This is a genomic window from Tenacibaculum holothuriorum (genome assembly GCF_002120225.1).
GTDB classification, from domain to species: domain Bacteria; phylum Bacteroidota; class Bacteroidia; order Flavobacteriales; family Flavobacteriaceae; genus Polaribacter; species Polaribacter holothuriorum.
Genome location: NZ_LAPZ01000005.1, coordinates 172005 through 185236 on the forward strand (window position 1 = coordinate 172005; position 13232 = coordinate 185236).

Genomic DNA, 13232 nt, shown 5'->3' on the forward strand with positions numbered 1-13232 from the left:
GTTGTTTTTATGCTTTCAAAACACCAATTGCTTTAAGATACTTAGATAATTCTTCTCTTACTTTAGGGAATAAGAAGAACAATCCTATTACATTTGGTACAGCCATTGCAAAAATCATTGCATCAGAAAAATCTGTAACTGCTCCTAAACTTGCAACCGAACCTACAATTACAAATAAACAGAATAAGATTTTATATGCATAATCAGAAGCTTTAGAACGTCCGAATAAGAACATCCAACCTTGTAATCCGTAATAAGACCAAGATAACATCGTAGAGAATGCAAATAAAACTACTGCTAACGTTAATACATATGGAAACCAAGGAATCACTGAAGCAAATGCTTTAGATGTTGCTAAAACTCCATCTGGAGATTTTACACCGTATGTCATAATACTTCCGTCTCCGTTTGTAATAATAATTACTAAAGCTGTCATAGTACAAACTACTACAGTATCGATAAATGGCTCTAATAATGCCACTAATCCTTCTGAAGCTGGATACTTAGTTTTTACTGCTGAATGCGCAATTGCTGCTGAACCAACACCTGCCTCGTTAGAGAATGCTGCCCTTTGAAAACCAATAATTAACACTCCTAATAATCCACCAGAAATTCCTTTAGCATTAAATGCTCCGTCTATAATTTGACCAAATGCAGAACCAATATGAGAGAAATTAGCTGCTAAAATAACGATAGCCGCTAAAAAATAAATTCCTACCATAAAAGGAACAATCTTTTCTGTGATATTACCAATTCTTTTAATTCCTCCAATGATAACAATAGCCACTAAAGCTGCCATAATTAACCCGAAAACTAATGCCGCTGATAATGAATCAGCTCCAATCATACTTGTAAACTGCTGAGCTGCTTGGTTTGCTTGGAACATATTTCCTCCACCAAAAGAACCTCCTACTACCATTACTGCAAAAATCACAGCTAATACCTTACCTAAAGTGCTTTTACCAACATCAGCTAAACCTTTCTTTAAATAATACATTGGCCCACCGTAAATAGTTCCGTCTTCTCCAACATCACGATACTTTACACCTAAAGTACATTCAACAAATTTTGATGACATCCCTATTAAACCAGCCATAATCATCCAGAATGTTGCTCCTGGTCCACCTAAAGATAATGCCACTGCAACCCCCGCAATATTACCTAAACCTACTGTTCCTGATAAAGCTGCCGTTAATGCTTGGAAATGAGACACCTCTCCTTCTTCTCCTTCTACTCTAATTGTTTCTATAGCATCTCCTCCTGGTGTAGGATCCCCTGCCATAACTCCAGATGTAACATGATCTACATCATCATATTTTCCTCTTACAATATTAATTGATACTGGAAATAATCGAATATTAACAAACTTGAACAATATGGTAAAAATTAAACCTGCTGCTAATAACATAATTATTACTAAAGGCATTTCTACTCCTCCACCTAATTTTACAGGATAGAATACAAAACTCCCCCAAGCATCTGCTATTGGTTGAAAACCTTCATTTATTTTTTCTGCTAAACCTTTTTCTTGGGCAAATGTGAACATCGGTACTATCATTAATAGTAACGTAAGAAGTCTTTTATTCATGATAAATTATTTGTGTATTTTGAATTAGTTGTGCGCAATATCTTAAAAAATTGCACTTTTAACAAGTTTTGCCTGTTAAATATGTTTTTTACGTTAAGGTTTCTTTAAATTGTAATAAATCTTCTTTAAACGACTTTGGATAAAAATCTAATTCGGTATTCGTTTTAGTTAAATCGAAACCTGTTTTTGAGGGTCTTGGAGCTGTTTGATTTAATGTTTTTGTAGAAATTGGTTTTATTAATTCTTTGTTCAGCCCAAAAACTTCAGCTATCTCTTGAGCTATTTCATAAATACTCAATAATGTGTTTGATGAAATATTGAAAACACCAAAAGCTTTTTGATCAATACTTATTTTACAAGCTTTTGCCAATTCTTCTACATACGTAGGCATTCGATATTGATCGTTTACAATGGTAATTTGTCTGTTTTGCTCTAAAGATTTTTTTACCCATAGCACAATATTATTTCTAGACATATCGAATACTTTTCCGTAGACTAATATTGTTCTTAGAATGGTATAATTGATTGTTGATTTAGTTAAAACTTCTTCTGACTTTAACTTAGATACTCCATAATGACTTAGCGGGTTGGGAGCATCTGTTTCTTTGTAAGGTCCGTTTTTTCCATCAAAAATAAAATCGGTTGATAAATGAACTAAATGTGTTTTATGATTTCCGCAATATTCCTTTAAATATTCAACAACATTAATATTAAGTTTGTTACACTCTTCTTTTTGAGTTTCACAAGCATCAACATTGGTCATTGCAGCCGTATTTATTATTACGTCGGGAGTATGTTTTTTAAGTGTACTTAGTAAATTGTCTTTTTCGATAATATCAATAGACTCAAAAGTAAAATCGGTTCTACCACTTCTATTTCCTCCTCTCGAAAAACCAATAATTGTATACTTTTCTTTTTCTTTTAAAAATAAGTTTAATAAGGTTTGTCCTAATAAACCATTACTACCAGTAATTACTATTTTAACCATTTAAAATAATTCTCTTAGTTTTTTTATTTGCTCTGATCTCCCTAATACAATTAAATGAGTATTTGTTTCTAGCTTTACAGATGCTTCAGGATTTATTACATATTGCTGATCTGGAGTTTTTAAACCAATAACCGTACATCCTGTTTTTTTACGTAAATCTAAATCAAGAATTGTTTTTCCAATGTACATTTCAGGAAGATTATCTACCGAAATTTCTTCTAAGTTCATGTTTGCATCTCCGTCAATAGTTAATTGATCTACAAACTCTATTATATCAGGAGAAACAACTAAAGAAGCCATATGCGCACCACCTAATTTATCGGGCATAATTACGTTATCTGCTCCAGCGATTTTAAGTTTGTTTACTGTTGTTTCATTAGAAGCCCTACTTATAATTTTACACCTACCACTTAATTGTTTTGCAGTTAGTACAACAAATAAATTATCGGCATCAGAAGGCAATGCTGTTATCAAACTATTTGCTTTTGCTATACCTGCTCTAATAAGAATTTCATCACTTGTTGCATCTCCTTCAATATTCAAAATTCCGTTAGCATCTAATTCTTTTATTCGATTTTTATTTTTTTCTACAACTACAAAGTTTTGCTTATAGTTTTTAAGCTTAACCATAGCTTGCTTTCCGTTTCTTCCGTAACCACAAACAATCGTGTGATTTTCTAACTCTTCTATTTTTTTTTGCACTCTCTTAATTTTTAGTTGATGAAAAAACTGTCCGCTTATTAAATATTCCGAAAATGAAGACACTGCATAACCAAAAATAAATAAGCTCGATAATATTAAGCCAATTGTAAAAATCTTCTCTCCCACACCAAACGGATGAACTTCTCCAAAACCTATTGTGGTTATGGTGATAATTGTCATATACAAAGCATCAATAAACGAATAATCGAATAAAAAGAGATATCCTCCAACTCCAATTCCTAAAATTAAAACGGAAAAGAAAATTGCTTTATACAATCTAGATTTTAACACTTCATTTATCATAAATCAAATACCGAAGTTCTTTTGGTATACACCATATCTTTTAAACGCAATAAAAAAGCCAAGGTTAAATACAATCCGAACGACAATCCTACAGTCACAAAAGATATATAGATAAAGAATAAGCGAACATTGGTTGCTCTCATCCCTAATCTATCTGCAAACCTTGAAGAAACGTTAAATCCATGACGTTCAAAAAAATGCCTAACCGAATGAATAAATTTCATTTTAACTTATTTTAAATGCAAGATACCAAAATAGTATTATTTGTTATAAACATGAACTGTAAATTACATACTAATTTGGTAAATTTGCTCTTTTCCTAAAAACTTGAGTTTGAAAGAACAAGAATATATTGAAGTTTACGGTGCAAGAGCACATAATTTAAAAAATATTGATGTAAAGATTCCTCGTGAAAAACTAGTAGTTATTACTGGTTTAAGTGGAAGCGGGAAGTCTTCTCTAGCATTTGATACTATTTATGCAGAAGGACAAAGACGTTATATTGAAACTTTTTCCGCCTATGCTCGTCAGTTTTTAGGAGGTTTAGAACGACCAGATGTAGACAAGATTGATGGTCTTTCACCAGTAATTTCTATTGAACAAAAAACTACCAATAAAAGTCCACGATCTACGGTAGGAACCATTACCGAAATCTACGATTTTCTTCGTTTGTTATTTTCAAGAGCTTCTGATGCTTATTCCTATAATACAGGAGAAAAAATGGTAAGTTATTCAGACGAGCAAATCAAAGAACTTATTTTAAAAGATTTTGAAGGGAAACGCATTGCTATTCTAGCTCCATTAATTAAATCGAGAAAAGGACATTACAGAGAATTATTTGAGCAAATTGCCAAACAAGGTTTTGTTCGTGTTCGAGTAGATGGAGAAATTCGTGAAATTGAAAAAGGAATGAAACTCGACCGTTATAAAACTCACGATATTGAAGTTGTAATCGATCGATTAGCTGTAAATACATCTGCAGAAAAACGAATTGAGGAAACCATTAAAACCGCACTCTATACAGGAGATAATATTCTAATGGTAATTGATGTTGATGAAGATCAGCCACGTTATTTTAGTAGAGAGTTAATGTGTCCTACTTCAGGAATTGCATACCCAAACCCAGAGCCTAATACATTTTCTTTTAACTCACCAAAAGGTGCCTGCCCAAGCTGTAACGGATTGGGAATCACAAATGAAATCAACCCTATAAAGGTAATTCCTGACGATTCAAAATCTATAAAAAGTGGTGGAATTGCTCCACTTGGAGAACAAAAAAGCAGCTGGATTTTCAAACAACTTCAAACCATTGCTGATAGGTACGAATTTCAATTAACCGATCCTATTCATAAAATTCCAAAAGAAGCTTTAGAGGTTATTTTACAAGGTGGAAAAGAAAAATTTTCAGTAGAATCTAAAAACCTTGGCGTTACTCGCAATTACGAAATAGACTTTGAGGGGATTAACACTTTTATTCAAAGTCAATATGAAAATTCTGACAGTTCTTCTATAAAACGATGGGCAAAAGGTTTTATGGATGAAGTTTCATGTTCTTCATGTGACGGAAAAAGACTTAAAAAAGAAGCTCTTCACTTTAAAATCACCGATAAAAACATTAGTGATTTAGCACAAATGGATGTGTTAGAATTAGCTAGCTGGTTTAAAAACATTGAAAATAAATTTTCTGAAAAGCAGTTAAAAATCGCTTCAGAAATTTTAAAAGAAATTAGAACTCGTATTCAGTTTCTACTAGATGTTGGTTTAGATTATTTAACCTTAGATCGAACTTCAAAATCACTTTCAGGTGGTGAAGCGCAACGTATTCGTTTGGCTACTCAAATTGGTTCTCAACTCGTTGGAGTTTTATACATTTTAGATGAACCTAGTATTGGTTTACATCAACGAGACAATGAAAAACTTATCGATTCCTTGGTAAAGCTTCGTGATGTTGGAAATTCTGTTTTAGTCGTAGAACATGACGAGGATATGATTAAAAAAGCTGATTTTGTTTTAGACATTGGTCCTGGAGCAGGAAGACATGGTGGAGAAATCGTGAGTGAAGGTACTTTTGAAGATTTAAAATCTCATACTACGCTTACGGCAGATTATCTTTCAAAAAGAAAACAAATAGAAGTTCCTAAAAAAAGAAGAGAAGGAAACGGTAACATTATCAAACTTTCTGGTGCTTCTGGAAATAACTTAAAAAATGTTTCTGTTGAATTTCCTTTAGGAAAAATGATTTGTGTTACGGGAGTTTCTGGTAGTGGAAAATCAACACTAATTAACGAAACGCTATACCCTATTTTGAACGCTCATATATACAGAGCTGTAAAAAAACCAATGCCTTATAAAAAAATAGAAGGTTTAGAGCATATAGATAAGGTTATTGATATTGATCAATCGCCAATTGGTAGAACTCCAAGATCGAATCCTGCAACTTATACAGGTGTTTTTAGTGAAATACGTAGTTTGTTTGCTAAAACTCCTGAGGCATCTATTAGAGGTTATAAACCTGGTCGATTTAGTTTTAATGTAAAAGGTGGCCGTTGTGAAACGTGTCAAGGAGGTGGTGTTCGTGTAATTGAAATGAACTTTTTACCAGATGTTCATGTAGAATGTGAAACGTGTCAAGGAAAGCGTTTTAATAGAGAAACATTAGAAATTCGTTACAAAGGAAAATCAATTTCTGATGTATTAAACATGACTATTAATGAAGCTACTGAGTTTTTTGAACACATTCCGAAGATATTCCGAAAATTAAAAACTATTAAAGACGTTGGTCTAGGATATATTACACTTGGTCAGCAATCTACTACTCTTTCTGGTGGAGAAGCACAACGTATTAAACTAGCTTCAGAATTATCTAAAAGAGATACCGGAAATACCTTTTATATTTTAGATGAACCAACTACTGGATTACACTTCGAGGACATTAGAGTACTAATGGATGTATTAAATAAACTAGCCGACAAAGGAAATACAGTTTTAATTATAGAGCATAATTTAGATGTAATAAAACTTGCTGACTATATTATTGATATTGGTTTAGAAGGCGGAAAAAAAGGAGGAACTGTTCTTACTACTGGAACTCCAGAAAAAGTTGCGAAACATAAAACGAGTTATACTGCTAAGTTTTTGAAGAAGGAGCTAGCTTAAAATTTGCAATCATAAATATAGTTCTATTTAAAAAAAACACTAAATTAGCAGGCTTGCAAAAAAATGAAATTTTTGCAAAAAACTTAGTAGTAAAAATTTAAAAAATTATGAGTATGAGTCCGAATGATGACAGAAAAATAAAAGAAAAATTACAACCAAAAACTTGGAACGAAATAAAAACTAACGATTCTTGGGCTATTTTTAAAATCATGTCTGAGTTCGTCGAAGGATATGAAAAACTAAGTAAAATAGGACCTTGTGTTTCTATTTTTGGGTCTGCACGTACTAAAACCGATCATGAATATTATAAATTAGCTGAAGAAGTTGCTTTTCAATTAACTCAAAATGGTTTTGGAGTAATTACTGGTGGTGGGCCAGGAATTATGGAAGCTGGTAATAAAGGAGCACGTCGAGGTAACGGAACTTCAGTAGGATTAAATATTGAATTACCTTTTGAACAACACGACAATCCTTGGATTGATCATGATAAAAACTTAAACTTCGATTATTTCTTTGTTCGTAAAGTAATGTTTGTTAAGTACTCTCAAGGTTTTGTTGTAATGCCTGGTGGTTTTGGAACTTTAGATGAACTTTTCGAAGCAATCACGTTAATTCAGACTAAGAAAATTGGACGTTTCCCTATCGTTTTAGTTGGAAGAAAATTTTGGGGAGGATTAATTGATTGGATTAAAAATACTTTATTAGAAGAAGGAAATATTAGTCCAGAAGATTTAAACTTATTTAGAGTTGTAGATACTGCTGAAGAAGCTGTTGAACACTTTAACCGATTCTATGCTAAATATCAATTAAAACCTAACTTCTAATAAGTTACCACTTTAATTTATTTAAAAAAGTTAATTCTAAGATTTATTTACATAGATAAATCAGAATTAACTTTTTTTTATTTTTCCTTCTACCTAAAAAAGATATTTTTTGTTTAACAAAGAAATTTAAGCACTAAGCTTACATCTAATCTATTAGTTAAAAAAAACTAATATAAAATCAAATAGAATTTCAATTTAAAATTAGTACTTTACCAACGGTTTAACTTTCTTAAGAACCAAAAATTGAAAACATATATTTTTTAGATAGAAATTGAAATTTAAAATTGTAATAGCACTTTTTTTAGTTTGCATATTAAGTCAAGCTTTTGCACAACAAAATGCTATTACAATGACTGTTAAACTCAACGACTCTTTAAATAGCTTAAATATTCAACAAAAAACTGTTTTTTATAACAAGTCTGACAAAAAACTTACTTCTATTTTTTTACATGATTGGGCTAATAGTTATAAGGATAGAAACACACCACTTTCAGAAAGGTTTATTGACGATTATAAAAAAGAGCTCTATTTTTCAAAAGAAGAAGAACGTGGCTTTACTTCTATAAAAAATTTAACTGTAAATTTTGAACAAACTTCATTTCAAAGATTAAAAAATCAATCTGACATAATTGAAGTTTTACTCAACAAACCTCTTTTACCAAAAGACAGCTTAGTTATATCTGCTACCTATACGGTAAAAATCCCTAATGCAAAGTTCACAAATTATGGATATTCAGAAATAGGATACCATCTTAGATACTGGTACATGGCTCCTGCTATTTTTAAAAGCAAATGGCAACTAATGAGTAATTTAAACATGGATGATTTATACATTGATGCTTCAAATTACAACATTAAACTTATTACTCCCAAAGGTTATCATGTTACGAGTAATTTATATCAATCAGAATTAAAACAAAAAAGCTACAATGAGTTTTATTTGATTGGAAATAAAAAAGCAGATGTTATACTAAACATTAACAAAAAAAGAGATTTTAAGGCTATAAAAACCAAAAACTTACTTATTAAAACTGATATTTTTAATGAGAAAATCGGATACCAGCCTTCTACCAAAATAGTTCAAAGAGAATTAGATTTTATCGAATCTGTTTTAGGAAAATATCCAAACATCGATATTTTAGTTGATAAGGCCACACAAAGTAAAAACCCTATTTACGGTTTAAATCAACTTCCAAAATTTCTTAGCCCGTTTCCTGATGAATTTCTTTGGGATATGACTATGTTAAAAGCTCTTACCAAAAAATATTTAGACAATACTTTATTACTAAATAGACGAACAGATTATTGGTTAATAGACGGTATTCAAACTTATGTAATGATGGAATACGCTAAAAAGTATTATCCAAATGTAAAATTATTAGGAAAACTTTCAAAAGTTTGGGGTATTCGTTCATTCAATTTTTCTAAACTTAATTTTAACGATAAATACCCTTTTGTATATCAATTTAGTACACGAAAGTTTTTAGACCAACCATTAACAACAAGGTCAGATTCTTTATCTAATTTTAATAGAAAACTGGTTAATAAATATAAAGCTGGTTTAGGTTTACGATATCTCAAAGGCTATTTAGGAGATTCTATTTTAAATAACTCTATTAAGGAGTTTTTCAATAAAAATAAATCTAAAATTTCTTCAAGCTCTCAATTTGAAACTATTCTTAGAAAGAAAACTGATAAAGATTTAAATTGGTTTTTTGGCGATTATATTAAGACAAGTAAAAAAATTGACTACACCATTAAAAAGGTTAAAACAAAAGGTGACAGCATACAGTTCACTATAAAAAATAAAAGAAATATAACAGCTCCAATTGCTCTTTATGGATTAAACAAAAAGAGTATAAGCTTCAAGAAATGGTTAAAAGGAATCGATTCTACAAAGACATTTACTATTCCTAAAGGAAACTTTAATCGATTGGCTTTAAATTATGAAAATTTATACCCAGAATACAATACTTTAGATAATTTAAAAAGTCTTAAAAACGGAATTTTTAATAAACCACTACAATTCCGATTAATAAAAGATGTAGAAGATCCTTATTACAATCAAATTTATTTTCAACCAGAAATACGATACAATCTGTATGACGGTGCCATTTTTGTAATGAAATTACACAACCGCCCAATTATTGCTCGTAATTTAGAAATCAACTTAACTCCATCGTATGCTACTAGAAGTGAATCATTAACTGGAGGTTTTAGCATTCTTTATAACGACTTTGCTAAACCTAAAAGCAAAGTATATCGAACCATATACGGTGTTGGTGGTGTTTATCAGCATTATAATGAAGATTTAGCATACACCTCTTTTAGTCCTTATGTTCAAATTCAGTTTAAACGAAATTCTTTAAGAGATGTTGGCGCTAAAAACTTAACATTTAGTCTAAGTACTATTAATCGAGAAATACCTGTGGGACAAGCGAAATCAGATGAAGACCAATACAGTATTTTAAACATTAGTTATTTTAGAAACCATCGAAATATTATTAGGGGAACTCAATATAGCTTAAGTACACAATTAGCTGATAAATTTGGAAAACTTATTGCTGATTTTAGATATCGTGTTTTAACAGGAAATGACAGACGTTTAGAGTTAAGAGCTTATGCAGGAGCTTTCATTTACAACAATACTAATAGTGATTTTTTTAGCTTTGGTTTAGATAGAGCAAACGATTACTTATTTCAGCTTAATTATTTAGGACGCTCTGAAGATTCTGGTTTTTTCAGTCAACAGTTTATTATGGCTGAAGGAGGTTTTAAATCAAAACTTCCGGTAAGATTTGCCAATCAATATATGGTTGCTTTTAATTCAAGTATAGGACTTTGGCGTTGGATGGAATTATACAATGACATTGCTTTTGTAAAAAACAGAAATCAAAATATTTACTTCGCTTACGAAAACGGAATACGTTTAAATTTTGTGCCAAATATTTTAGAGTTATACTTTCCTATTTACTCAAATAATGGTTGGGAAATTAGCCAGCATGCATACCCTAAAAAAATCCGATTTGTACTAACAACAAATCTTACTGCTATTTATAATTTTATTCGTCGAGGATTTTTATAAAATACTCAACAAAAGCTTCTTTATTTTTATTTTTTTGCGATTTATTCAATAAAAAGCCTAATTTTTAAATTTCATTTAAAAAACGTACATTTGCATAGGATCAAAAAAATCATTTCAATGGCAGAAAAAGCAGAACTTACTAACACTCAACAACTTTCTTTCAAAGATTTTAAAAATGAAGTTTTAAACGATTACCGAATTGCTCGTGTTAGTCGTGAATGTAGTTTATTAGGAAGACGTGAAGTTTTAACAGGTAAAGCTAAATTCGGAATTTTTGGTGACGGTAAAGAAGTGCCTCAATTAGCAATGGCTAAAGCTTTTCAAAACGGAGATTTTCGTTCTGGATATTATCGCGATCAAACGTTTATGATGGCCATTGGTGAGCTAACTCCGCAACAATTCTTTGCTGGTTTATATGCTCATACAGATATTAACATAGAGCCAATGTCTGCTGGTCGTCAAATGGGTGGACATTTCGCTACGCATTCTTTAGACGAAAACGGAAATTGGAAAAACTTAACTGCTCAGAAAAATTCATCAGCAGATATTTCTCCAACCGCTGGTCAAATGCCACGTTTATTAGGTCTTGCTCAAGCATCAAAAATTTACAGAAAAGTTGAAGGATTAGAAAATCACACCAACTTTTCTAACCAAGGAAACGAAGTTGCTTGGGGTACAATTGGTAATGCAAGTACTTCTGAAGGGTTATTTTTTGAAACCATAAACGCTGCTGGTGTTTTACAAGTACCAATGGTAATGAGCGTTTGGGATGATGAATACGGTATTTCGGTTCATGCACGCCACCAAACAACTAAAGAAAATATTTCTGAAATCTTAAAAGGATTCCAACGTGATAGTGACAATAACGGATACGAGATATTTGTTGTTAATGGTTGGAATTATGTTGAATTAATCGACACTTATAATAAAGCTTCTAAAATTGCAAGAGAAGAACACGTTCCTGTATTAATTCACGTAAAAGAATTAACGCAACCTCAAGGACATTCAACTTCAGGTTCTCACGAACGATATAAATCAAAAGAGCGTTTACAATGGGAACAAGATTTTGACTGTATTGCTCAAATGCGTAAATGGATTTTAGAATTCGAATTACAAGATGAAAACGGTAATACCTTAAAATTTGTAGATTCTGAAGAAGAATTATTAAGCATAGAAAAAGAAGCTAAAAAAGAAGTTAGTAAAGCAAAACGCGATGCTTGGAGTTCTTTTACGAATGAAATTAAAGCTGAAGTAGCAAATGCTATCGACTTATTAGATAGAGTAGCACAAAAAAGCAGCAATGGTACATTTATTACCAAATATAAAAACGATTTAGCTTCAATATCTGAGCCAATTAGAAAAGATATTTTAGTGGCAGCTCGTAAAAGTTTACGTCATTTAAATGAAGAAAACTTTACTGAAAAAATAGAGTTACAAAATTTTATTAAAAACGCTATTGATAGTGCAGCTGTTAAATATTCTGCACACTTATTAAGCGAATCTGATAAAGCTGCTCAAAATATAAAAGCTGAAGCTCCAACTTATGCTTCAGAAAAAAATATGGTAGATGCGCGTATTGTTATGCGTGATAATTTTGAAGCTATCTTTAAAAAACATCCTGATGCCTTAATTTTTGGTGAAGATGCTGGTCATATTGGTGATGTAAACCAAGGGTTAGAAGGATTACAAGAAAAGTTTGGTGAGTTACGTGTTTCTGATACTGGAATCCGTGAAGCAACAATATTAGGTCAAGGTATTGGTATGGCAATGCGTGGTTTACGTCCGATTGCAGAAATTCAATATTTAGATTATTTATTATATGCTTTACAAATTATGAGTGACGATTTAGCAACACTTCGTTACCGTACTTTCGGTAAGCAAAAAGCTCCGTTAATTATTCGTACTCGTGGTCACAGGTTAGAAGGTATTTGGCATTCTGGTTCTCCAATGGGTGGAATTATTAACAACATTCGTGGAATTCATGTTTTAGTACCAAGAAACATGACCAAAGCTGCTGGTTTTTACAACACTATGTTAGAAAGTGATGATCCTGCTTTAATTGTAGAATGTTTAAATGGATATCGTTTAAAAGAAGAGTTACCAACTAACTTAGGGAATTTTAAAACTCCTATCGGTGTGGTTGAAACTATTAAAGAAGGAACAGATATTACTATAGTTTCTTATGGTTCTACCTTAAGAATTGTAGAAGAAGCTGCTAAAGATTTAGCTCAAGTTGGTATTGATGTTGAAATTGTTGATGCACAAAGTTTATTACCGTTTGACATTAATCACGATACAGTAAAATCGGTTGCAAAGACAAATCGTTTATTAGTGGTAGATGAAGATGTACCTGGTGGAGCGTCAGCATATTTATTACAAGAAATTGTTGAAAACCAAAACGGATATCGTCATTTAGATAGCAAACCACAAACCTTAACTGCAAAAGCACACAGACCTGCTTATGGTACCGATGGAGATTATTTCTCTAAACCATCTGCTGAAGATATTTTCGAAAAAGTTTATGAGATTATGCATGAAGCAAATCCTCAAAAATTTAAGAGTTTATATTAAAATAAAATCCCAAAC

The 13232-nt window shown here is 31.4% G+C and carries 8 protein-coding genes; 4 read left to right on the forward strand and 4 right to left on the reverse strand.

The features are described from left to right. Positions 1–7: 7 nt before the first annotated feature. The 4 genes from WH52_RS08320 to WH52_RS08335 form a co-directional block, all read right to left on the reverse strand. The gene (locus WH52_RS08320; protein ID WP_086030485.1) at positions 8–1588 is read right to left on the reverse strand and encodes an alanine/glycine:cation symporter family protein; all 1581 of its coding nucleotides are present in this window, start codon (positions 1586–1588) and stop codon (positions 8–10) included. An 88-nt stretch (positions 1589–1676) separates the two neighbouring features. Beyond that, positions 1677–2576 (reverse strand): SDR family oxidoreductase, encoded by a 900-nt coding sequence (locus WH52_RS08325; protein WP_086030486.1) that lies wholly within the window; start codon positions 2574–2576, stop codon positions 1677–1679. Then, positions 2577–3581 (reverse strand): potassium channel family protein, encoded by a 1005-nt coding sequence (locus tag WH52_RS08330; RefSeq protein WP_086030487.1) that lies wholly within the window; start codon positions 3579–3581, stop codon positions 2577–2579. Continuing rightward, positions 3578–3805, reverse strand: coding sequence for a PspC family transcriptional regulator (locus WH52_RS08335; protein WP_086030488.1), 228 nt, complete (start codon positions 3803–3805; stop codon positions 3578–3580). The genes WH52_RS08330 and WH52_RS08335 overlap by 4 nt, the downstream gene beginning before the upstream one ends. Before the next feature lie 109 nt (positions 3806–3914). Between WH52_RS08335 and uvrA the strand changes: the two genes are divergently transcribed. The 4 genes from uvrA to WH52_RS08355 all read left to right on the forward strand — a co-directional run bounded on the left by uvrA (position 3915) and on the right by WH52_RS08355 (position 13217). Further along, a complete protein-coding gene (uvrA, locus tag WH52_RS08340; protein ID WP_086030489.1) occupies positions 3915–6737 on the forward strand; it encodes an excinuclease ABC subunit UvrA in 2823 nt (940 codons plus the stop codon). 113 nt (positions 6738–6850) lie between these two features. After that, positions 6851–7561 carry an LOG family protein gene (locus WH52_RS08345; RefSeq protein WP_086030640.1) on the forward strand — a complete coding sequence of 237 codons (711 nt, stop codon included), beginning with the start codon at positions 6851–6853 and terminating at the stop codon, positions 7559–7561. A gap of 349 nt (positions 7562–7910) precedes the next feature. Next, positions 7911–10646, forward strand: coding sequence for a gluzincin family metallopeptidase (locus tag WH52_RS08350; protein WP_233131537.1), 2736 nt, complete (start codon positions 7911–7913; stop codon positions 10644–10646). Positions 10647–10763: 117 nt separating this feature from the next. After that, positions 10764–13217 (forward strand): alpha-ketoacid dehydrogenase subunit alpha/beta, encoded by a 2454-nt coding sequence (locus tag WH52_RS08355; protein WP_086030491.1) that lies wholly within the window; start codon positions 10764–10766, stop codon positions 13215–13217. Positions 13218–13232: the final 15 nt, after the last annotated feature.